At 70.2% G+C, this 22675-nt stretch carries 22 protein-coding genes; 1 reads left to right on the forward strand and 21 read right to left on the reverse strand.

Annotation, left to right across the window (positions count from 1 at the left end; genetic code table 11):
• Positions 1–310: 310 nt before the first annotated feature.
• The 16 genes from dprA to proS all read right to left on the reverse strand — a co-directional run bounded on the left by dprA (position 311) and on the right by proS (position 13507).
• A complete protein-coding gene (gene dprA, locus LUX31_RS10690) occupies positions 311–1636 on the reverse strand; it encodes a DNA-processing protein DprA (RefSeq protein ID WP_443045947.1) in 1326 nt (441 codons plus the stop codon).
• Entirely contained in the window at positions 1636–3261 is a 1626-nt protein-coding gene (locus LUX31_RS10695; protein WP_235474551.1) for a YifB family Mg chelatase-like AAA ATPase, read from the reverse strand. Before LUX31_RS10695 ends, dprA begins: the two co-directional genes overlap by 1 nt.
• Positions 3261–3656, reverse strand: coding sequence for a YraN family protein (locus LUX31_RS10700; protein WP_235474552.1), 396 nt, complete (start codon positions 3654–3656; stop codon positions 3261–3263). Before LUX31_RS10700 ends, LUX31_RS10695 begins: the two co-directional genes overlap by 1 nt.
• Before the next feature lie 107 nt (positions 3657–3763).
• Positions 3764–4072 carry a DUF2469 domain-containing protein gene (locus LUX31_RS10705; protein WP_003965949.1) on the reverse strand — a complete coding sequence of 103 codons (309 nt, stop codon included), beginning with the start codon at positions 4070–4072 and terminating at the stop codon, positions 3764–3766.
• A 55-nt stretch (positions 4073–4127) separates the two neighbouring features.
• Positions 4128–4658, reverse strand: coding sequence for an NUDIX hydrolase (locus tag LUX31_RS10710; protein ID WP_235474553.1), 531 nt, complete (start codon positions 4656–4658; stop codon positions 4128–4130).
• The gene (gene lepB, locus LUX31_RS10715; protein ID WP_235474554.1) at positions 4648–5397 is read right to left on the reverse strand and encodes a signal peptidase I; all 750 of its coding nucleotides are present in this window, start codon (positions 5395–5397) and stop codon (positions 4648–4650) included. Before lepB (LUX31_RS10715) ends, LUX31_RS10710 begins: the two co-directional genes overlap by 11 nt.
• A gap of 37 nt (positions 5398–5434) precedes the next feature.
• Positions 5435–6463 carry a signal peptidase I gene (gene lepB / locus LUX31_RS10720; protein ID WP_235474555.1) on the reverse strand — a complete coding sequence of 343 codons (1029 nt, stop codon included), beginning with the start codon at positions 6461–6463 and terminating at the stop codon, positions 5435–5437.
• Positions 6354–7436 (reverse strand): signal peptidase I, encoded by a 1083-nt coding sequence (gene lepB, locus LUX31_RS10725; protein WP_235474556.1) that lies wholly within the window; start codon positions 7434–7436, stop codon positions 6354–6356. Before lepB (LUX31_RS10725) ends, lepB (LUX31_RS10720) begins: the two co-directional genes overlap by 110 nt.
• Entirely contained in the window at positions 7429–8172 is a 744-nt protein-coding gene (lepB, locus tag LUX31_RS10730) for a signal peptidase I (protein ID WP_235474557.1), read from the reverse strand. The genes lepB (LUX31_RS10725) and lepB (LUX31_RS10730) overlap by 8 nt, the downstream gene beginning before the upstream one ends.
• A 60-nt stretch (positions 8173–8232) precedes the next feature.
• Complete coding sequence (gene rplS, locus LUX31_RS10735; RefSeq protein WP_235474558.1) at positions 8233–8583, reverse strand: 50S ribosomal protein L19; 351 nt, start codon at positions 8581–8583, stop codon at positions 8233–8235.
• A gap of 133 nt (positions 8584–8716) precedes the next feature.
• Positions 8717–9538: a tRNA (guanosine(37)-N1)-methyltransferase TrmD gene (trmD, locus tag LUX31_RS10740; protein ID WP_235474559.1), complete on the reverse strand. Its 822-nt coding sequence runs from the start codon at positions 9536–9538 to the stop codon at positions 8717–8719.
• Positions 9538–10080 (reverse strand): ribosome maturation factor RimM, encoded by a 543-nt coding sequence (gene rimM, locus LUX31_RS10745; protein ID WP_235474560.1) that lies wholly within the window; start codon positions 10078–10080, stop codon positions 9538–9540. The genes trmD and rimM overlap by 1 nt, the downstream gene beginning before the upstream one ends.
• A gap of 106 nt (positions 10081–10186) precedes the next feature.
• Entirely contained in the window at positions 10187–10426 is a 240-nt protein-coding gene (locus LUX31_RS10750) for an RNA-binding protein (RefSeq protein ID WP_006373563.1), read from the reverse strand.
• A gap of 2 nt (positions 10427–10428) precedes the next feature.
• On the reverse strand, positions 10429–10848 hold the full coding sequence (gene rpsP, locus LUX31_RS10755; protein WP_235474561.1) for a 30S ribosomal protein S16: 420 nt from the start codon (positions 10846–10848) through the stop codon (positions 10429–10431).
• Positions 10849–11237: 389 nt separating this feature from the next.
• Complete coding sequence (locus LUX31_RS10760; protein WP_105973762.1) at positions 11238–11840, reverse strand: hypothetical protein; 603 nt, start codon at positions 11838–11840, stop codon at positions 11238–11240.
• Between the two features lie 251 nt (positions 11841–12091).
• Complete coding sequence (gene proS / locus LUX31_RS10765; RefSeq protein ID WP_235474562.1) at positions 12092–13507, reverse strand: proline--tRNA ligase; 1416 nt, start codon at positions 13505–13507, stop codon at positions 12092–12094.
• A 198-nt stretch (positions 13508–13705) separates the two neighbouring features.
• Here proS and LUX31_RS10770 point away from each other — a divergent pair, with 198 nt between their 5' ends.
• Positions 13706–14554 carry a class I SAM-dependent methyltransferase gene (locus LUX31_RS10770; protein ID WP_235474563.1) on the forward strand — a complete coding sequence of 283 codons (849 nt, stop codon included), beginning with the start codon at positions 13706–13708 and terminating at the stop codon, positions 14552–14554.
• A 6-nt stretch (positions 14555–14560) separates the two neighbouring features.
• Here LUX31_RS10770 and ftsH read toward each other — a convergent pair whose 3' ends face one another.
• The 5 genes from ftsH to LUX31_RS10795 form a co-directional block, all read right to left on the reverse strand.
• Positions 14561–16498 carry an ATP-dependent zinc metalloprotease FtsH gene (gene ftsH / locus LUX31_RS10775; protein ID WP_235474564.1) on the reverse strand — a complete coding sequence of 646 codons (1938 nt, stop codon included), beginning with the start codon at positions 16496–16498 and terminating at the stop codon, positions 14561–14563.
• Between the two features lie 112 nt (positions 16499–16610).
• On the reverse strand, positions 16611–18170 hold the full coding sequence (gene ffh, locus LUX31_RS10780) for a signal recognition particle protein (protein ID WP_235474565.1): 1560 nt from the start codon (positions 18168–18170) through the stop codon (positions 16611–16613).
• 221 nt (positions 18171–18391) lie between these two features.
• Entirely contained in the window at positions 18392–20851 is a 2460-nt protein-coding gene (locus LUX31_RS10785) for a [protein-PII] uridylyltransferase (RefSeq protein ID WP_235474566.1), read from the reverse strand.
• A 27-nt stretch (positions 20852–20878) separates the two neighbouring features.
• Complete coding sequence (locus tag LUX31_RS10790) at positions 20879–21217, reverse strand: P-II family nitrogen regulator (protein ID WP_235474567.1); 339 nt, start codon at positions 21215–21217, stop codon at positions 20879–20881.
• Positions 21214–22554: an ammonium transporter gene (locus LUX31_RS10795; RefSeq protein ID WP_235474568.1), complete on the reverse strand. Its 1341-nt coding sequence runs from the start codon at positions 22552–22554 to the stop codon at positions 21214–21216. Before LUX31_RS10795 ends, LUX31_RS10790 begins: the two co-directional genes overlap by 4 nt.
• Between the last annotated feature and the right edge of the window lie 121 nt (positions 22555–22675).

Below are 22675 nucleotides of genomic sequence, written 5' to 3' on the forward strand. Positions count from 1 at the left end.
GCCGTTCTGCCGTGAACCGGTGGTGTCTGGATGAGTGCCCGGTCGGGCCGTCGGTCTGATGCGGTCTGATGTCGAATTACCCGTCTGGTCGAATTGCCTGTCCGACTGCCGGTCTGAGCCGGAATCCACGTGAGCGTAGCGTGACTGGGGCGTCGCAGTGTGCGAGGTCGGGGGGACGGGGTGTGCGCAGATACGTTCCGCTGGACGCCCTCCAGGGTCGTGGTCGTTGCCCTGTGTGACCATCGGTGCGGACCAACTGCGGGAAACGGCAAGGGCGTCGGGTATCCCCCGGACGGCCGAACACGCTCGGTCAGCACCGGTCTCTCCCGGACCGGACGGAGATCATCGCCTCGCGTGTCAACTTCCAGCCGTCGTCGTGTCGTTCGACGTAACCAAGTGATCGGAGCTCGTACAGCCTGGCGACCGCGTCGTCCTTGGCCGTCGACGCGCCCCGCGCGATGTCGTCCACCGTCGCCGTCCCGCGTGCGGGCAGCGCGGCCAGGACGCGTTCCGCCGCCGGTTCCAGCAGGTCGCGCGGGAGCACCGGCCCGCGCCGGTCCGGCGCCAGCTCGCCCATGTCCCCGACCAGCTCGGCGACTTCCGCGGCGTCGGTGACCAGCATCGCGTCCCCGCGCAGGAGTTCGTGCACGCCCGCGGAGAGCCCGCTGGTGGCGGGTCCCGGCACCCCTATCGTGAACCGCCCCAGCCGCTGCGCCGCCCGCGCGGTGACGAGCGAACCGCTGCGATACGCGGCCTCGACGACCACGGTCCCCCGGGTGAGGGCCGCGATCACCCGGTTCCGCTGCACGAACCGACTCTGCGTCGGATGATCACCGGGCGGCAACTCCCCGACCACCAGCCCCTGTTCGGCGATTCTGGTGATCAGCTGGGTGTGCCCGCGCGGGTAGGGCCGGTCGACCCCGCAGGCGAGTACGGCGACGGTGGCCCCGCCCGCACCGAGCGCACCCCGGTGCGCGGCCCCGTCCACCCCGTACGCCCCGCCCGACACCACCACCCACCCCCGCTCCGCAAGCCCGGCGGCGAGTGTGGCCGCCATATGAGCCCCGTACTCGGTGCAGGCCCGGGCACCCACGACCGCGACGGACCGCAGCGCCCACATCCGCAGACTGGGCCGCCCACGCACCCACAACCCCACCGGCCGCGCATCCCCGAGATCGTCGAGCTGGGCCGGCCACTCGAGCCCGCCGGGCCACACGAACCGCACTCCGGCCGCCCGCGCGACGGCGAGATCCCGCTCAGGCTCGGCCTGCGCCGCCCGCGCACACAGCCCCGCCCACCGGGTCCCGGTGACCCCGGTCAGCATGGGCCCACCGTCCCGCAGCCGCCGCGCCACCTCCACGGCCCCGCGCTCCCTGATCCACCGCCCTGCGACCTCGTCACCGGGCTCGACGACCCGCGTGAGAAAGACCCGGGCAACCCCTTCCGCCCCCAACTGATCCCCCACCTCGCCGCCGACCACATCCCCCGTCACGTCAACACCCCGATAGCCGTGGGCACCCCTTGCGGCACCCCCCAGCCCGACTGCTGTATCGCCAAGACAACGCCCATCCCGTCGGGCCGGTCCCGGCCGGCCACCCGACCCACCACCAACCGCGCCTCCACCCACACCCCCCATCACGCCAACGCCCCAATCGCCATCGGCACCCCTCGCGGCACCCCCGTACGCAGCTGCAGCGCCAGGGCGACGTCCGTCGCGTCGGGACGGTCGTGGCCGACGAGGTCCGCGACGGTCCAGGCGACCCGCAGGACGCGGTCGATGCCGCGTGCGGTGAGCATGCCCCGTTCCAGGTTCCGCTCGGCCTCCTCCATCGCGCCGGGCACGGCATGCCAGCGGCTGCGCAGCTCCCGTCCCGGCACCTCGCTGTTGGTCAGCCACGGGGTGCCCACGAGCCGTGCCGTCGCCCGCTCCCGGGCCGCCCGGACCCGTTCGCGGACCATCGCCGTGGACTCGCCCCGCGCCCCGCACTCGGTGAGCTGGGAGCGCGTGACCCGGTCCACCTCGACCCGCAGGTCGACCCGGTCGAGCAGGGGTCCGGAGAGCCGGGCCTGGTAGCGCCGGATGACGGAGGGCGGGCACTCGCAGAGGGTGTCCCGCTGCGAGAAGCGGCCGCACGGGCAGGGATTCGCCGCCAGGATCATCAGGAACCGGGCTGGGAACCGTACGACCCCCGCACTCCGCGCGATCACCACGTGCCCGGCCTCCAGGGGCTGGCGCAGGGCGTCGAGCACCTGGCTTCCGAATTCTGGTGTTTCGTCCAGAAAAAGTACGCCACGATGAGCGAGCGACACCGCTCCCGGCCGTGCGACGCCCTGTCCGCCGCCGACGAGGGCCTGCATGGTGGCCGAGTGGTGCGGGGCGCAGTAGGGCGCCGTGTCGATCAGGGGCTTGCCCGGTGGCAGCAGGCCCGCGACCGAGTGGACCGCGGTGACCTCCAGCGACTCCTCCCGGGTGAGCCGGGGCAGGACGGCGGGCAGCCGCTCGGCGAGCATCGTCTTGCCCGCTCCTGGTGGCCCTTCGAGGAAGACGTGGTGGCCGCCGGCCGCAGCCACCTCCATGGCCGTGCGCGCCGAGTGCTGGCCCACGACGTCGGCCAGGTCGTGGCCGTTGTCGTACTGGGCGGCGCCCATGCTGTGCATGCCCGTGGCCGCCCCGGTGCCCGGCATCCGCAGGCCCGCCATGAGCGGGTCGGGGCGGCCGTGCTCGTCCGGTTCCTCGTCGGGTACGGGCTCGTCGGTGAGGACGGCGATCAGCTGCCGCAGACTGCGTACGCCGAGCACCGACACCCCGGGGACCAGTGCGGCCTCAGCGGCGGCACACTCCGGTACGACGACCTGTTCGTAGCCCGAGTCGGCCGCCGCCAGCACCGCCGGCAGGATGCCCCGGACGGGCCGCACCCGGCCGTCGAGGCCCAGTTCGCCGATCATCACGATGTCGGCGAGGACCCGGGGATCGATCCGCTCGGCGGCCCCCAGGACGGCCGCCGCGACGGCGAGATCGAACCCGCTGCCGCTCTTGGGCACGGACGCCGGGCTGAGCCCCACCGTGAGCTTCTTCTGCGGCCAGGCGGCCCCCGAGTTGACGACCGCCGCGCGGACCCTGTCCTTGCTCTCCGTCAGGCTCTTGTCGGGCAGTCCCACCAGGGTGAACGCGGCGACGCCGGGTTCGAGATCCGCCTGGACCTCGACGACCACGCCCTCGACACCTACCAGCGCCACCGAACACGTACGGGCGAATCCCATCACGCCACCCCCCGCACGTGTTCCACCACGGGTGCGCCGCGCTCGGGCAGCAGAACGCCGACCAGGTCGATGCGGACCCCGCCGGGCGGCGCGCCCCCGTGTTCCTGGACCCAGCGTTCGGCGAGGCCCCGCAGCCGCTCGGCCTTGGCCGGGGTGACGGCCGCCATCGGGTGCTGGAAGGCACCCGCCGGTCCGGCCGCCCGGCGGGTCTTGACCTCGCAGACGACGAGCGCGTCACCGTCCCTGGCCACGATGTCGATCTCACCGGTGCGGCCGGCCCGCCAGTTGCGGTCCAGGACCGTCATCCCGGCCTCGGTCAGCCGCCGCGCGGCCAGTTCCTCGCCGTACCTGCCCAGTGCGCCGCGTCGTCCGTCGCGGGTGTTCACGTTGCTCATGTCGGCACCACCTCCGGCGCCAACAGTGAGGGCAGTTCAACGAGCTATTGGATCTTGGTGGACAAGCTCGCCATTGTGGATAACTCCGTCACCCACATGAGTGACCGTCAGCCGCCCGGCAGCTCCAGGTCACTCTTGTTCAGCTCCTCGATGTTCACGTCCTTGAACGTGAGCACCCGTACCTGTTTCACGAACCGGGCCGGCCGGTACATGTCCCACACCCAGGCGTCCGCCATGGACACCTCGAAGAAAACCTCACCCTGGACCGAGTGCACCTGCATCTCGTAGTCGTTGGTGAGATAGAAGCGCCGTTCGGTCTCGATCACATATTTGAACAGACCGACGACATCGCGGTACTCCCGGTAGAGCTTCAGCTCCATCTCGGTCTCGTACTTTTCGAGGTCCTCGGCGCTCATGGCATGTTCCCCTTCAGCCGTGCGTCCCACCATTGTGCGCCAGTCACGCGAGCCTCTAGACGATTTCCGTGTCGAGGATCTCGGGACGGGCCGGGGGCCCTTCGTCGAGCAGCCTCCGCAGGAGCTCGGCGAGTCTGGTCGGATACACCGTCTCATGTGCCCGGGTCAGTTCCTGGCACGTCCACCAGTGCGCTCCGGCGACACTGCGCCGTTCCAGCTCCGTGAGCGCCGTGGCCCGGGTCTCCGTGCGGTCCGTACGGGCCAGGTAGTACCACTCGTCCTGGTCCCAGCGGCGCCCCGCGAACGGGAATGAGCATGTGCGCCGCCACAGCACCGGACCGAGTTCGACGTCGGCGCCGGTGATGCCGGTCTCCTCCGCGAGTTCCCGCAGCGCGGCCTCCTCGTGGGTCTCGTCGCCCTCCAGGCCGCCGCCAGGCGTGAACCACCAGTCGTCGGCCGGATCGTCCGGCTCATGTCCGTGCAGCAGCAGAATCCGGTCCTGCGGATCGAGGAGTACGACCCGGGACACCTTGCGCAGCCTGCCGACGTACGAGTCCTCGACACCGCCCACCGGCTCAGCGGGCACCGGCGGGCTCCGCCTCCGTGGCAGGGCGCCGCCGCTTCGCCAGCAGCTTGGCGACCGGCCCGTATGCGCCGCCGCCCAGGACCAGCACCCCGCCCACCACGACCGCGACGGTGAGCAGCCGCAGCGGCCCGGGCGAGGACAGGCCCCCCAGGGTCTCGAAGCCCGTGGGGCGGGCCAGCATGCCGTTCATGGGCCACACCACGGCGTCGACGCGGGCGGCCACCGAACTGCGTGCCACCGTGCCGTTGAAGGCCTCCGTGAGGTGGGCCGTGGAGTCCAGGGAGCCGGTGCGCTCGTCGCCGAGCAGGAACAGGCGTCCCTTGGGGACCGTGATCGACGGGATGCCCATCAGCTCCGCGGCCTGACCGTTGGGGATGTAGGACTCCTGGATCTGCTTGCCGTTGACGACCAGCTTGCCGTCCGTGCAGCAGGAGACCGTGTCCCCGCCGACGGCCACGACCCGCTTGACCAGGGGCATGTTGCCCCAGCTCTCCTGGGTGAAGACCACGACGTCACCGCGCTCGACCTCGGCGCCGTCGATCCGCTGGGCCAGCACCCGGTCGCCGGCCACGATGGTGGGCGACATGGAGTCGGTCGGCACGGTGTACGGCCGGTAGAGGATCGCGCCCCAGACGAAGCCGCCGAGGAAGAGCACACAGCCGAGGGCCACCGCCAGTCCCGACAGCTTGCTGCCGAGCCGTCCGTGGCCCTCGTCCGTACGCGTTGTCGTGCCGGTCATCCCAGTGGTCCCCCAGATCGGTGCCTGGGACGGCACCCTACCCGGCGGTACCCGACCCGGGAACACCGGAGTTTCCGGCGGTAACGGGAGGAGTCGTACGACCCGCCACGCGGCGCCTGCGCCACAGCACCAGCGGAACCGCGCCCGCGAGGCCCAGCGCGCCCGGGGCGGCGGCGCTCAGGTTCTGGTCGAAGGTGTCGGGAATCGGCAGCGTGTCCCAGCGGGTGGGCGGCCAGGCGACCACGATCGCGCGGCCGACGACGTTGTCCACGGGGACGAAGCCCGCGTTCTTGTCCTCCTGGTGGTACCGGGAGTCCAGCGAGTTCTGCCGGTGGTCACCCATGACCCAGATTTTGCCCGTGGGTACCGTGACCTTGAACTGGCCGCCCTGGTCGTCGACGCTGCACGGGGTGTTCCCCGCGTAGACGTACGGCTCGTCGAGCGCCTTGCCGTTGACCTTCAGCGGGCCCGTGCCGTTGCACTCGACGGTGTCCCCGCCGACGCCGATCACGCGCTTGATGAGGTCCTTCTCGTTGGCGGACGGCATCAGGCCGATCCAGCCGAGGACCCGCTGCACGGGGTTCGGTTCGACGGTCGGCTCGCCGGCCAGCCAGTCGGCGGGGTCGTGGAAGACGACGACCTCACCGCGCTCGGGCTCGGAGCCGAACCACGGGGTCAGTTTGTCGACCAGGACCCGGTCGCCCTGCTCCAGCGTGTGCTGCATGGAGTCCGAGGGGATGGAGAACGCCTGGACCAGGAAGGTCTTGATCAGCAGCGCGAGCACCAGCGCGATACCGATGAGCAGCGGCAACTCCTTCCAGAAGGAGCGCTGCTTCCTGGGCTTGTGGCCGGGTTCGCCGAGGTCCTCCGCCGTGTCGTCCCCGGAGTCCCCGGAGCCCCCTGCACCCGTCCCGGAGGACCCTGAGCCACTCCCGGAGAGCCCTGGGGCCCGGGGGTCACTCTCGGCGGGGCCGGCGTCCTCTGCGGCCGGTGGAACCGGCTCCGCGGGGCGCTGTTCCTCGGGACCGTCCTGTCCGGACCGTGCGCCGACCGCCAAATCCCCCACATCCACTCCTCACTCCGTGCCGCCGCCCGCGCCGGATGCGACGCAGGCCCACCACTCCCATAACGAGCGGGAGTTCCGCAGGGGTCGGGAGCGGGATCGATCCGTACCGATCCGCGGAAGCCACCCTATGCGACTGGCCGAGGGCGGTGGCCGACCCGCCCGGCACCGACGAGAACGTGTCCGGCTCCTCCAGACGGGTCCAGTGGCCGAACGGCCAGGCGATGACCATGGCCCGGCCCACGACGGAGTTCAGGGAGACCGTGCCGCTGTACGCCTCGGTGCGGTGGTAGCGGGAGTCGGCGGAGTTGGACCGGTGGTCGCCCATCACCCACAGGCGCCCCTCGGGGACCTTCACCTCGAAGGTGATGGAGGACGGCTTGTTGTCGGGGTGGATGTAGGTCGTCTCTTCGAGCGGCATGCCGTTGACGGTCACGCGGCCCTGGGTGTCACAGCACTTGACGGTGTCGCCGCCGACCGCGACGACCCGCTTGATGAGGTCCTTCTCGTTGTCCGAGGGCAGCAGGCCGATGAAGGTGAGCGCCTGCTTGACCTGCTTGACGACGATGGGGTCTTCGCCCTGCTGGGCCGCCGGCTCGTCGTCGAGCCAGCCGCCGGGATCCTTGAAGACGACGACGTCACCGCGCTGGGGCTCGGAGCCGAACCAGGGGGTGAACTTGTCCACGAGGACGCGGTCGCCGATCTGGATCGTGTTCTCCATCGAGCCCGACGGGATCACGAACGCCTGCACGAGAAACGTCTTCAGAACGAGGGCTATGAGGACCGCGACCCCCACCAGGAGGGGTATCTCCTTGACGGCGGAACGCCGCCTGCGCCGCTTGACCTTGCGCTGGAGCTTGCGCCGCTCGGCCCGGCCGGGCCTCGCGGCGGCGCCGGCCGCCCGGCGGGAGCCGGTGGGCAGCAGCTGCTCGGCGGCGCTGGCGGGCACACCGCGCGGCTTGCCGCGGTTACCCATGGACACCGTCCGCCTTGTTCAGCGCGTTCGCCATCGGGGCGCCAGGCACACGCGCGTAAGCGCCGGGTCGTTCCAGCCGGGTCCAGTGGTCGCTGGGCCAGGCGATCCAGTCGGCCCGGCCGATCACCCTGCCGACGGGGACCATGCCGCCGCCGGGTGAACCCAGGTGGTCCCGGGAGTCGCTGGAGTCGCTGCGGTGATCCCCCATGACGAAGAGTCTGCCCTCGGGCACCACTACGTCGAAGGACACCGTGGACGGGCTGTCACCGGGGTAAAGGAATGTCGACTCGTCGACCGACCGGCCGTTCACCTCGATCCTCCCCTCCTTGTCGCAGCAGACCACGTGGTCTCTCCCCACACCCACAACGCGCTTGATGTAGTCGGCGTGCCCGAAGTAGCCGGTTCCGTCGAACACGACGACGTCACCTCGCCGCGGCTCGGCACCAAAACGGTACGCCAACTTATTTACGAGAACGCGGTCCCCGATCCTCAATCCGCTCTCCATCGAGCGGCTGGGAATTTCGAACGGCTGGATGACGAACCTGCTGAAGAGCAGCAGAAAAACCAGACAGACCAGCACGGTCAGGGTGATCCGCCCGCCCGGGAGCCACTCGGCCGCCCGGGACACCAACGCGAAACGCGACCGGTCCTCCGGCCCCTCGGTGTCCGAGTTCTCCTCGGATCGAACGGGGTGGGAGGAGCGGTCGCGCTCCGTCGGCTGTGCTTCGGTGTCCATCGGGGCAGGATGTTATCCGGCCTCGATGTGAGCCCTCTTTACATCGGGCCCCGCGAAAGCTCAGTTGTCGCGCTTCTCCTTGATCTTCGCGGCCTTGCCGCGCAGCTCACGGAGGTAGTACAGCTTCGCGCGACGCACGTCACCGCGCGTGACCAGCTCGATCTTCTCGACGATCGGGGTGTGCACCGGGAAGGTGCGCTCCACGCCGACGGAGAACGAGACCTTGCGGACCGTGAAGGTCTCGCGGACACCGGCGCCCTGGCGGCGGATGACTACGCCCTTGAACTGCTGCACACGGGAGCGGTTGCCCTCGATGACGCGGACGTGGACGTTGACGGTGTCACCCGGGCGGAAGGCCGGGATGTCGTCGCGCAGCGACGCGGCGTCGACGGAGTCGAGCAGGTTGGACATTTCGTCTGCTTTCTTCGTTGATGCCACAGGTCATCAACGGGAGCTTGATTTCCGGAAGAATGCTGTCCGTGCCGGGGCGGGCGTCGTGTCCCCCCGTGGCAGGGGCGCACGCCGGACGACGCACAACAGCGACCTATTCTTCCACGCCCTCTGGCCTGCGCCAAAATCGGCCGTCGGCCGAAGGCGCCCACCCCATGATGGAGAGCGTCTCGCGGTCCTTTTTGTCGAAGGCGGACGCGTCGGTCTGCTCGATCAGGTCGGGCCGGTTGGCCGCCGTACGACGCAGTGCCTCGTCCCGGCGCCAGCGCGCGATCTTGCCGTGGTGGCCGCTGAGCAGCACGTCCGGGATCTCCCGGCCGCGCCACTGGGGCGGCTTGGTGTAGACGGGCCCCTCAAGAAGGTTGGCCATGGCGCCCGGCGCGAAGGAGTCGTCCCGGTGCGACTCGGCGTTGCCGAGGACCCCGGGCAGCAGCCGCGCCACGGCCTCCGTGATCACGAGTACGGCAGCCTCGCCGCCGGCGAGCACATAGTCGCCGATGGACACCTCGTACACGGGCATCCGGGTCGCGTACTCGTCGATGACCCGCCGGTCGATGCCCTCGTACCGGGCGGGCGTGAAGACCAGCCACGGCCGCTCGGACAGCTCGACGGCGAGTGCCTGGTCGAAGGGACGGCCACTGGGCGTGGGCACGACCAGCGCGGGCATCCGGGAGCCGGTCTCGTAGCCGTCGGCCAGTACGTCGTCCAGGGCGTCGCCCCAGGGGTCGGTCTTCATGACCATGCCCGGGCCGCCGCCGTAGGGCGTGTCGTCGACCGTGTTGTGGCGGTCGTACGTCCAGTCCCGAAGATGATGCACGTGCACATTCAGCTGTCCACGCGCGCGTGCCTTGCCGACGAGCGAGACGTTCAGGGGTTCGAGGTACTCGGGGAAGATCGTGACGACGTCGAGGCGCATTACGACTCGTCCCGCGACGAAGCGATCTCGGCGTTGTCGTCGATCAGACCCGGCGGCGGGTCGATGACCGCCCGCTGCTCCTCCAGGTCGATCTCCAGCACGATCTCCTCGACGAACGGGACGTACACCTCGCTGCCGTCGGGGCGCTCCACGACGAACAGGTCCTGGGAGGGCAGGTGCGAGATCTCGGTGATGCGTCCGATCTCGGTGCCGTCGGCCAGGACCACGTCCAGGTCCATCAGCTGGTGGTCGTAGTACTCGTCCTCGCCCTCGGGCAGTTCCTCGGGGTCGATGTCGGCGATCAGCAGGACGTTGCGCAGGGCCTCGGCGCCGGTCCGGTCGCGTACGCCCTCGAAACGCAGCAGGAGCCGGCCGCTGTGGACGCGGCCCGTCTCGATGGTCAGCGGACCCGCCGTGGCCGGGTCGGTGGCCAGGACGGCGCCGGGCGGGAGCCGCAGCTCCGGCTCGTCCGTACGTACCTCGACGGTGACCTCGCCCTTGATGCCGTGGGCGCGGCCCACACGCGCGACTACGAGCTGCACTTTCTGGAATCTCCTGTCGTGTGCCTACGGCATTACCGCGTAGACGACTACGGGCCGGGGACGGCCCAAGTGGCCCTCCCCGGCCCGAGCCGGTGCTGCGTGATGATCAGCGAACCTGGTCCACGTCGACGAGGTCGACACGGACACCGCGCCCGCCGATGGCACCCACGACGGTACGCAGGGCACGTGCGGTACGGCCGTTGCGGCCGATCACCTTGCCGAGGTCGTCGGGATGGACCCTGACCTCCAGAACGCGCCCGCGACGCAGGTCGCGCGAGGCGACCTGCACTTCGTCGGGGTTGTCGACGATGCCCTTCACGAGGTGCTCAAGAGCCTCCTCGAGCATGCTCAGGCCTCGGTCGACGTGGACTCGGCCGCGGCCTCGTCCTTCTTCTCAGCCTTCTTCTTCTGAGTGATGGCCTCACCCTTGCCGTCGTTGTCGCCACCCAGGGCCTCGAACGACGGACGCGCGGCCTTCGGAGCGGCCACGAGCAGCGGAGCCGGGGCGGGCAGGCCCTTGAACTTCTGCCAGTCGCCGGTCAGCTTGAGGATGGCGAGAACCGGCTCGGTCGGCTGCGCGCCGACACCCAGCCAGTACTGCGCGCGGTCGGTGTCGACCTCGATGCGCGAGGGGTTCTGCACCGGGTGGTACAGGCCGATCTCCTCGATGGCCCGGCCGTCACGGCGGGTACGGGAGTCGGCGACGACGATGCGGTAGTGAGGCGAACGGATCTTGCCCAGACGCTTCAGCTTGATCTTGACTGCCACGGGAGTGGGTTCTCCTGGATTTGACGTGGTTGGGCACGGCGAGATTGCCGCGTGGGGTTGCGGTACCCGAGTGCCCGATGGACGCGTCAGCCGGAGGCGAGAGGGTTCCTGTGCGGCTGTCGAGTACAGCTGACCATTCTGCCATACCCTGCGGGTTGCCTGAACCGGAGGGTGTGCGCGCCCATGCCTGAGAGGCACCCGGCGTCGGGGTGCCGCACAGGCCGGACGCGCAGCCCGGCGCTTACGGGGTGCCGCTGCGCCCACCCGTGCCGCCCCTGGCGGCACGCATGCCCGCAGCTGCGCGTCGCAGCAGCACCCCGGAAAACGTCCCCACGTGTTCCTCCGGCACCCACGAGATGCCGGGTTCGATCACGTTGCGGGGCGGAGCCTCACGCGGCGCCCGCGCCCACGATCTCGGGGATTCTGAACGGCTTGCCGCAGCCGCCGCACACGATCGGCGCCTGCGCCAGCACCGACGGGACGACGCGCACGTTGCGACCGCAGTCGCAGACGGCCTTCACGCGCACCCCGCCCCCGGAGGAGCCGTGGCGCGCGGCCGGGCCGCGGAACGCGCGGGTCGTGTCGGCGGACGTGGCCACCGTGTGCGCCTTCAGGGCGCGCTGCAGCCGCTCCATGGTGGGGCGGTAACGCCGCTTCGCCTCGGGGTTGAGCGTGACCAGCGAGAAGCCGCTGCTGGGATGCGGTTCCTCGGGGTGGTCCAGGCCCAGCTCCTCGGCGATCGCGAGGAATCTGCGGTTGTGGTAGCGGCCGGCCCGGGAGGTGTCGCGTACTCCGCGGGCGGCGGCGATGCCATGGACTGCCTCATGAAGCAGTCGCTCGAAGGAGAGCGCGTGTCCGCAGGCGGACGACGACTCTCCGATCAGGGACTCGGGCGCGGCAAGATCGGGCAGCTCGGGGTGGTACCGCTGAATGTCGGCCCACGCCTGCGCCAGTTCTGCGGCGAGAACAGGTGGTGTCTGTGTCGTGCTCACGTAATGACAACGAGCCTGGGTGCCGCTGTGTTCCGATTCCGGGCCATCCCAAATAATTTGCACGTACCCGTCAGTTGCCGCTGATGCGTCCGGACGAGGGCGGGTGCGCTGATCTGCGGAGAAGCCTCACAGCTCATACCAAGCCGGTGCGTAGCCCCACGTACGACCCGGCGCGTAGACGCTGCCCGCACGCCGGGGCACCTGTGGTCGTCCGGTACGCAAGAGGCCTTTCGGTCGCTCTCGTCCGTACTTCAGTAAGCGCGCGCGACGATGGCGACGTTACCCGGTGCGTCATCGGCGTCCGGCACCGACCCGTCCGCGGCGACCAGACAGCGTACGGTCACCGCGTGCTCACCCAGCCTCGCCTCGCCCTCTTCGCCGAGCACCGCCCAGGGGATGCGCGCCCAGCCGCCGGCGGTCGCCACCTCCACGGCCTCCTCGAACGTCGACACGTCCGACGTACGCGACTCCCGGCGCTCGCGCGACTGGGCCAGCAGCAGCGCCTGGTCCTCTTCGAGGACAGTGGGCAGCAGTCGTACGAGTGTGTCGAGGGCCACCGGGTCCTTGCCGCCCGGGATCCGGCGGGCGAGCATCGCCGTGCCGTTCTCCAGGTCGCGGGGGCCGATCTCGATACGTACGGGCACGCCCTTCAGCTCCCAGTCGACGGCGCGGCGGCCGAAGGGCACGTCAGTGCGGTCATCGACATGGACGCGTACGCCCGCCGCCTTCAGCCGGTCGCCGAGTTCGCGGACCTTGGCCAGAACCGCTTCGTCGCCCTTGATCGCGAGGACCACGGCCTGGATCGCGGCGAGACGCGGCGGGACCCGCAGGCCGTTGTCGTCCCCGTGTGCCATCACCAGGGCGCCGATCATGCGGGTCGTCGACCCCCAGGACGTCTGCCAGACGAGTTCCTGCCTGCCTTCCTTCGACAGGTAGCTGGTGTTGAACGCCTTGGCGAAGTTCTGGCCCAGCTCATGACTGGTGGCCATCTGGAGGGCCTTGCCGTCGCCCATCATGCCTTCGAGCGTGAGCGTGTTGATCGCGCCCGCGAAGCGCTCCTTGACCGTCTTGCGGCCGGGAACCGTGTCCATCGCCAGGACGTTCACCATGAAGTCCTCGTAGACGTCGCGGTGGATGTGCTCGGCGAACGCGCGGGCGTCCTCGTGGGTGGCGTGCGCGGTGTGGCCCTCCTGCCACAGGAACTCCGTCGTCCGGAGGAAGAGCCGGGGGCGCAGTTCCCAACGCACCACGTTCGCCCACTGGTTGATCAGGAGGGGTAGGTCGCGGTAGCTCTGCACCCACTTCGAGAAGTAGTCGTTGATGATCATCTCGGAGGTGGGGCGGACCACCGCGGGCTCTTCGAGGTCCTTGCCGCCGGCGTGCGTGACCACGGCCAGCTCCGGCGCGAAACCCTCGACGTGCTCGGCCTCCTTGGCGAAGTACGACTGCGGGATCAGCAGCGGGAAGTACGCGTTCTGCGTACCCGTCTCCTTGATCCGCGCGTCCATCTCGGCCTGCATCCGCTCCCACAGCCCGTACCCGTACGGCCGGATGACCATGGTGCCCCGCACTGGACCGTTGTCGGCCAACTCCGCCTTGCCGACCAGATCCTGGTACCAGCGGGGGAAGTCAATTGCCTGCGGCGTGAGTACGGGTGCCTTTGCCATGACGCGATGCTACGGGCCCACGTTGCCGGCATGTGAATTCTTTTCGTGAGCACAGCCGGCGCACAACCTCGGCTCCACAACCCCTGGACGACAGGACGGGTGCGGAGTTTCCTGGCATACGGGGGAAGTGCGAGCGCACTGAACGGGGGCCACCACATCGATCACAGCGGCAACTCTCGGCGGATTGGGGCGCTTTCGATGACACCTACGCTCGTGCGGCAGCACCTGCCTCACGCGGGTCCGACGACCCGCGTGGACCTGTGCGCACGCGCGCGTGACTGGTCGGAGATCCAGGAGCGGATGCTCGTACCGCTCTACGAGACCGTCTACGAACGGCTGGAAGTGGGCACCGGCACCCGGCTGCTCGGCCTCGGCTGCGGCTCGGGCCTGGCCCTGTTGATGGCCGCCGCGAGAGGCGCTGCCGTCACCGGTGTCGAGGCCTCCTCACCCGAACGGCTGGCTCTCGCACGGGAGCGTCTGCTGCCCGAATCGTCGGGCACGCGCGCGCGTGGCGACACCCGGCTTGTGGCGCGCCTCCCTAGGGAGGCGGACTCTCCCGCGTACACCCTGGTGACCGCGTTCGAGCCGATCGGCTGTCTCGCGGGCGACTCCGACGGACTCGCCGAGACCCTCGCGGCGGCGGTGCCACCGGTCGAACGGGGCACCCCCGTGGTGCTCGCGGGCTGGGGTCCGCCGGAGCGCTGCGCCACGTCGGCCGTGCTGCGGGTCGCGACCCGGCTCGCGGATCCGCTGCGCGTCACGGGCAGTTGGCGCCCCGCACTCCGCGACGACCTGGAGGAGGTCGCCCAGCGGGCGGGCCTGCGCCCGGACGGCTCCGGACGGGTGGCGTGCCCGTTCGGATACGCCGACATGGGCAGCGCGGTACGAGGGCTGCTGTCGACGGGGCTCTTCGACGCGGCGATCACGGCGACCGGCCAGGAGCAGGTCGACAAGGAACTGGCGGAGGCGCTGCATCCGCATCAGCGGCGGGACGGGACGATCTGGATGCCGAACGTCTTCCGGTACCTCATCGCCCTGACGGTGTGAGCCGGCTCAGCCGTCCTTGCCCAGGCGCGCGATCCCGGCGACCCGGTACGCGTCCGCCTCCTCCAGCGTCTCGTTCTCCAGCAGGGCCGTGGCCAGCGCGTCCAGTTGGGCCCGGTGGTCGCGGAGCTTGCCGCAGGCCTCGTCGTAGCACTCGTCGACGATGCGCCGCATCTCGTGCTCGATCACGTCCAGGGTCTGCGGAGCCGCCGAGAGGCCGTACGCCTGCTGGGCGTCGTTCGGGAGCGCCGAGAGCCGGCCGACCCGCTCACTCATGCCCCAGCGCGCGACCATGCCACGCACGATATTGGTCACCTGTTCGAGGTCGTTCTCCGAACCCGTGGTGACGACCCCGAAGACGACCTGTTCCGCGGCCATACCGCCCAGCGCACCGATGATCCGACCGCGCAGATACTCCTCCGTGTACGCGTATCTGTCGGCGTCGGGCGTGGAGAGCGTGACACCGAGCGCCCGCCCCCTGGGCACGATGGTGATCTTGCGGACCGGGTCGGCGCCCGGCTGGAGCATGCCCAGCAGGGCGTGGCCGCTCTCGTGACAGGCCGTGCGCCGACGCTCCTCGGCCGGCATGACCAAGGGGCGTTCGGCGCCCAGCTGCACCTTCTCCAGCGCCTCCGACAGGTCGGTCTGCGTGACCAGCTCCTGCTGACGCTTGACCGCGAGCAGCGCGGCCTCGTTGGCGAGGTTGGCCAGCTCGGCACCGGTCATCCCCGGCGTCGTACGGGCCACCTGGGCCAGGTCCACGTCCGGGGCCAGCGGAATCTGCCGGGTGTGGATCTCCAGGATCGCCTCACGGCCGCCGCGGTCCGGGGGCGAGACGTTGACGACCCGGTCGAACCGGCCCGGGCGGGTCAGGGCGGGGTCCAGGATGTCCGCGCGGTTGGTCGCGGCGAGGACGATCACTCCCTCGGAGCCGGAGAAGCCGTCCATCTCGGTGAGAATCTGGTTCAGGGTCTGCTCGCGCTCGTCGTGACCGCCCATGCCCGAACCGCCAGCGCGGGCCCGCCCGATCGTGTCGATCTCGTCGATGAAGATGATCGACGGCGCCACCTTGCGGGCCTCCGCGAACAGTTCCCGTACCCGCGAGGCGCCGACGCCCACGATCATCTCGATGAACTCCGAGGCGGAGGCCGAGAAGAACGGCACCCCCGCCTCCCCGGCCACCGCCCGCGCGAGCAGCGTCTTGCCCGTGCCGGGCGGACCGGCCAGCAGCACACCGCGCGGCATCTTGGCGCCCATGCGGCGGTAGGCGTCCGGGTTCTTCAGGAAGTCGACGACGTCGTTCAGCTCACCCTCGACCTCGTCGATACCCGCCACGTCCGCGAACGTCGTGCGCTGGGCGCCCGGCTCCAGCTCGACCGGCTTCGGCGGCGCCTTGCGCCCCAGCATCCCGCCCCCGCCGCCCAGCCCCGCGCTCATCCGCCGCGCGATGAACACCCACAGCACGACGAGAAGCAGCATCGGCGCCAGCGAGATCAGCAGATTGACCAGGAAACTGCGCTGCTGGACGACCGGCTCGGCCGTGACGGTGACATTGTTCTTGGTCAGCTGCTCCCAGAGCTGGTCGTCCGCGAACTCCGGGCGCTGGGTCTTGAACTTGGTGTACTTGCCGTCGCCCTCGGGGTTGTCCTGGGACTTCTTCAGCTGGCCCTGGATCGCGTCGCCCTTGGAGTAGATCTTGCTGACGTTGCCGTCGGCGACCTGCTTGCTGAACGCGGTGTACGAGATCGTCGGCTCGTCACCGTCGTTGAAGAAGGACAGCACGAGGTTGGCGATCAGATAGACGACCAGGGCGGCGAGGACCAGATTCCACCAGCCGCCCCGCATCCGCCGCCCACCGGGTGACGGCTTCGGCGGCTCCTCCTCCGGAGTGCCCTCGGAACGCCACGGCTGGTCGGGGGCCTTGCGCGGCGGCACAGGGTTGGTCATATGCGGACGTTACGACACACCCCGGGCGCGGGCACGCGCAGAACGCGCGAGGGCGCCCCTCCGACGAGGGGCGCCCTGAACGACGTACGGACTTGTCGGATCAGCCCACGAATCAGCCCATGAACTTCTTGAACTCGTCCGGCAACTCGAAGTCCTGGCCGACCTGCTGGCCCGGCAGACCGAACGCGCCGCCCGGAGCCCCCTGGGCGCCGGCGGCCTTGCGCGCGGCCTCCTCCTGCTCCTGCTGCTTGCGCTTCATCGGGTTGCCGGAGCGCTGCTTGCCCTTGGCCTGCTTGGGCTGCTTCTTCGACCGGCCGGGTCCGCCACCCATGCCCGGCATCCCGGGCATCCCCGGCATGCCGCCGCCCTGGGCCATGCGGGACATCATCTTGCGGGCCTCGAAGAACCGCTCGACCAGGCCCTTGACCGCGCTGACCTCGACACCGGAACCCTTGGCGATACGGGCGCGGCGCGAGCCGTTGATGATCGTCGCGTCCTGGCGCTCGGCCGGGGTCATCGACTTGATGATGGCCGCCGTACGGTCCACATCGCGCTCGTCGAGGTTGTTGATCTGGTCCTTGATCTGCCCCATTCCGGGCAGCATCCCGAGCAGCTTGGAGATGGAGCCCATCTTCCTGACCTGCTCCATCTGGGCCAGGAAGTCGTCCAGGGTGAAGTCCTGGCCCTTCTTGGACGCCAGCTTCGAGGCCATTGCCTCGGCTTCTTCCTGGCTGAACGTCTTCTCCGCCTGCTCGATCAGGGTGAGGAGGTCACCCATGTCGAGGATGCGGGAGGCCATCCGGTCGGGGTGGAACGCGTCGAAGTCGTCGAGCTTCTCGCCGTTCGACGCGAACATGATCGGCTTGCCGGTCACCGAGGCGATGGAGAGCGCGGCACCACCACGGGCGTCACCGTCGAGCTTCGACAGGACCACACCGTCGAACCCGACACCGTCCCGGAAGGCCTCGGCCGTGTTGACGGCGTCCTGGCCGATCATGGCGTCGACGACGAAGAGGATCTCGTCCGGCGACACCGCGTCCCGGATGTCCGCGGCCTGCTGCATCAGCTCGGCGTCGATACCGAGGCGCCCGGCGGTGTCCACGATCACGATGTCGTGGACCTTGGTCTTCGCGAACTCCATGGAGTCCTTGGCGACCTTCACCGGGTCCCCGACCCCGTTGCCCGGCTCGGGCGCGTAGACGGCGACCCCGGCCCGCTCGGCGACGACGCTGAGCTGGTTGACGGCGTTGGGGCGCTGGAGGTCGGCGGCGACGAGGAGGGGCGAGTGCCCCTGGTCCTTGAGCCACTTGCCCAGCTTGCCCGCGAGCGTGGTCTTACCCGCACCCTGGAGACCGGCCAGCATGATGACGGTCGGGGGCTGCTTGGCGAAACGGAGGCGGCGGGTTTCGCCGCCGAGGATGGTGACAAGCTCCTCATTGACGATTTTGAGGACCTGCTGGGCCGGATTCAGGGCCTTGGAGACATCGCTGCCGAGCGCCCTCTCCTTGACGTTCTTGATGAACGTCCGCACGACCGGCAGGGCCACGTCCGCTTCGAGGAGCGCGATACGAATCTCGCGGGCCGTGGCGTCGATGTCCGCCTCGGAAAGCCGGCCCTTGCCCCGGAGCGTTTTGAAGGTGGCTTGGAGGCGATCGGAGAGAGTATCGAACACGGCGGCGTCGGTCCTCGGAGTCGGGGGCAGAGTGGGCTGTTCTCCAGGGTATCCGGCCCTGCAAGCAATTCGTCCCCGCCTGCTGATTCAGCAGGCGGGGACGGGAATCCCTGCGTTGGCGGGGAGCACCTTGTTGTTCGTCACGTAGAACGCGTCCACCGCTGGACCATCCCCGCCTCAGCAGGGAGCACATCTGGTAAACGCACGCCACGACCGCGAGGTCACGCCCGCAACATCTCCTCTAGCTTCCGCGCCACCGCGGGCGCCTCGCCCCCGGGCAGAGGCGCACCCTGGCCCGTGGTCACGTAAAAAGCATCCACAGCATTCGACCCCAGCGTGCTGACATGCATACTCCGCACCCGCACCCCCGCATCATCCAGCGCACGCCCGATCCGGTGCAGCAGCCCCGGAGCATCCTGGGCGCGCACCTCGATCACCGTGGCTTGGCGGGAGGCCGTCGGATGCACGGTCACCCGGGCCGGCGGAGCCACCACGCCCCGGCGCCGCGGATAAGCCGCATCCCGCTCCGCCAGCCGCCCCGCGATGTCCAGGGAGCCGTCCAGGGCCCGTACGAGGTCGGCGCGCAGGCGGGCCGCCTGGGGCAGGGAGCCGTACTCCGCGGCCACCCGCCAGTCGAGGAGCAGGACCGCGCCCTCGACCCCGTCGGGGAGGTCCAGTGCGCGCAGTTCCGCCGTGCGGACCGTCAACCGGTGCATCGCCAGCACCCCGGCCACCGCGGGCAGCACCCCCGACTGATCCGGTACGGCGATCAGCAACTCCACGCCCAGCGGCTCGGGATCCCCGGAGGGCTCCTCCTCCGCCGACGCGTCCGCCGGGGGTTCCGTCTGGGCGCGCAGCGCCAGGACCGGTCCCCCGGTCGCGATCGCCTCGATGGCGAGCCGTTCCTGTTCGGCGGTGGGCGCGGCGGCCTCGGGTTCCTCGGCGGCGTCCCCGGAGAGCACGGCGGCGACCCGTTTCACCAGGTCGGCGACGAGCGAGCCGCGCCAGGTCGACCAGGCGGCCGGGCCCGTCGCGAGCGCGTCGGACTCGGTGAGCGCGTGGAGCAGTTCCAGGGTGCTCTGCGAGCCGACCGCCTCGGCGACCGAGCGCACGGTGGCCGGGTCCTCCAGGTCACGCCGGGTGGCGGTGTCGATGAGGAGGAGGTGGTGACGTACGAGTGTTGCCAGCACCGCCACGTCCGCGCGGTCGAAGCCGATGCGGGTGGCCACGTCCTTGGCGATGATCTCGCCCGCGACGGAGTGGTCGCCGGGCCAGCCCTTGCCGATGTCGTGGAGGAGCGCGGAGACGAGGAGGAGGTCGGGGCGGCTGACGCGGCGGGTGAACTCGGAGGCGCGGACGGCCGTTTCGATGAGGTGGCGGTCGACCGTCCAGATGTGCACGGCGTTGCGCTGCGGGCGGCAGCGGACCCGCTCCCAGTCGGGGAGGAAGTGGGTGATCAGGCCCTCGGCCTCCAGCGCCTCCCAGACCTCGATGGTCGGGCGGCCCGAGCCGAGCAGTGTGACCAGTTGTTCGCGGGCTTCAGCAGGCCACGGGGTGGGCAGGGGACGGGCAGCCACCGCCATGCGGCGCACCGCGTGCAGGGAGAGCGGGAGGCCCGCCTGGGCGGCGGCTGCGGCGGCGCGGAGCGGGAGTACGGGGTCGCGGTCGGGGCGGGCGGCGCGGGCGAGCACCACCTCGCCGTCCTGTTCGACGACACCTTCGGCCAAGGGTGAACGTTCCGCCACCGGCTTGCCGCCGCCCAGCATGGCGCGCAGGCGCGGGCGTACGGCGCGTGATCTCAGTACGCGCCCCACCTCGCGCCAGGTGACGTCACTGGCGTACGACACGACGCGTGCGGCCTCGTACACCTGCCGCAGGAGGGTGTCGGCGTCGAGGAGGCCGAGTTCGGCGGCCACCTGGTCCTGCTCCTGGAGGGCGAGGCGGTCGGTGGCGCGGCCGGTCGTGAGGTGGAGGGCGTCGCGAACGTCCAGGAGGCGGCGGCGGGCGTCGGTGAGCCCCTCGCGCGGGGCGTCGGCGAGCCAGGAGGCCGCGACGGCGCGCAGGGCGGTGGCGTCGCGGAGGCCGCCGCGGGCCTCCTTGAGGTCGGGTTCGAGGAGGTACTGCAGTTCGCCCTGGCGTTCGGCGCGCTCGGCGCAGAGTTCCTGGAGTTCGGGGAGGCGTTTGGGGGCCTGGTTGCGCCAGTCGGCGAGGACGGCGGTGCGCAGGCCGGCCGTGAGGCCGAGGTCGCCGGCGAGGTGGCGGGCGTCGAGCAGGCCCAGCTGCACCTTGAGGTCCTCGCCGGACACCTTGCGGGCCTCGGACTGGGTCCGTACGGAGTGGTCGAGGGCGAGGCCCAGGTCCCAGACGGGGTACCAGAGCCGGTCGGCGAGGGCGGCGACCCCGGCGGAGTCGCTGCCGTCGTGCAGGAGGAGCAGGTCGAGGTCGCTGCGTGGGGAGAGTTCACCTCTGCCGTAGCCGCCGACGGCGACCAGGGAGACTCCGCGCATGCCCTCGGCGCCCGCGGTGAACAGGCCGGTCAGCCATTCGTCCGTCAGTTCGGCGAGGGCCGCACGGCGCGGCGGCCCGGACCGCACCCCCTCGGTGAGGAGGCGCAGCCGGGCCGCCGCATAGCCGCTGGGTCCCGAGTCCTCTGCATCCTTACGCACGTTCGTACTCGTCACCCAGCGACTCCTGTTCTTTTTCCTGCCTCAGAGCGCGTCCGGGCCGCGCTCGCCGGTCCGGACCCGGACGGCCGTGTCGACCGGGAGGGACCAGACCTTGCCGTCACCGATCTTGCCGGTTCGGGCCGCCTTGACGATGACGTCGATCAGACCCTCGGCGTCGTCGTCCTCGGCGAGAACCTCGATGCGGATCTTGGGAACGAGGTCGACCGTGTACTCGGCGCCGCGGTAGACCTCGGTGTGGCCCCGCTGACGACCGTAGCCGCTCGCCTCGGTGACCGTCAGACCGTGGACCCCGAAGGCCTGGAGGGCCTCCTTGATCTCGTCGAGCCGGTGGGGCTTCACAACGGCGGTGATGAGCTTCATGCGTCCACCTTCTTGCTCTCGCCACCGACGGCCGTGGTGACGGACGTACGGGCCGCGCCGCCGCCGGCGCCGCTGAAGTCGTATGCGGTCTCGGCGTGCTCGGCCTGGTCGATGCCGGCGACCTCGTCGTCCTCGGAGACGCGCATACCGATCGTCTTGTCGATGAGGAAGGCGAGGATCGCGGAGACGACCAGGGAGTAGCCGAGGACGGCGAAGACGCCCGCGCACTGCTTCCAGAACTGGTCGAGACCGCCGCCGTAGAAGAGGCCCTGGACCTCGGACTGGCCCTTGCCGCTGGCGAAGAAGCCGATCAGCAGGGAGCCGACGACACCACCGACGAGGTGGACACCGACGACGTCGAGCGAGTCGTCGTAACCGAGCTTGTACTTGAGGCCGACGGCCATGGCGCACAGCAGACCGGCGATGGCGCCGACGGCGATCGCGCCGATCGGGGAGACCGCACCGCCCGAGGGGGTGATGGCGACCAGACCCGCGACCGCGCCGGAGGCGGCGCCCAGCGTGGTGAACGCGCCGTGGCGGATCTTCTCGTAGATGAGCCAGGCGAGCATGGCGGCGGCGGTGGCGACCTGCGTGTTGACGAACATCAGCGAGCCGACGCCGTCGTCGTTGCCCAGCCACGAGCCGGCGTTGAAGCCGAACCAGCCGAACCAGAGGAGACCGGCGCCGAGCATGACCAGCGGGAGGCTGTGCGGGCGCATCGGGTCCTTCTTGAAGCCGACGCGCTTGCCGATGACCAGGATCACGCCGAGCGCCGCGGCACCCGCGTTGATGTGAACCGCCGTACCACCGGCGAAGTCGATGACACCGAGCTCGAAGGCCCAGCCGCCCGCGCCCCATACCCAGTGGGCGACGGGGAAGTAGACGACCGTGGCCCAGAGGGCGACGAACAGCGCCCATGCCGTGAACTTGACGCGGTCCGCGAGGGCGCCGCTGATCAGGGCGGGCGTGATGATGGCGAACATCATCTGGAAGACCATGAAGGCCAGGATCGGGATGGTGTAGCCGTCCCACAGATCGGCGGTGCCGATGTCACTGAGACCGACCCAGCCCGAGGTCCAGCCGATGAAGCCGCCCTTGTCGGTGCCGAAGGCGAGCGAGAAGCCGTAGAGCACCCAGAGGATCGTGACGATCCCGATGCTGATAAAGCTCATCATCAACATGTTCAGAGTGCTCTTGACCCGAACCATGCCGCCGTAGAAGAAGGCGAGACCGGGGGTCATGAGCAACACCAGGGCTGAACAGATCAGCATGAACCCGGTGTTTGCGGCAGACAGCGTGGGAGCGTCTGCGGCTAGCGTGATGGCGGCTGATGCCATCGGCGTCTCCTCGTCATTGGTACGGCCCCGTGCGGGCGAAGCCTGAGCGGATTGAGGGGTGGGCCGGTTATGCGCCAGAGATTGGCGCAGCGCCGTTTCGGTCGACGCCCCTCGATGTTTC

The organism is Streptomyces sp. GQFP, assembly GCF_021545335.1.
Taxonomy (GTDB): domain Bacteria; phylum Actinomycetota; class Actinomycetes; order Streptomycetales; family Streptomycetaceae; genus Streptomyces.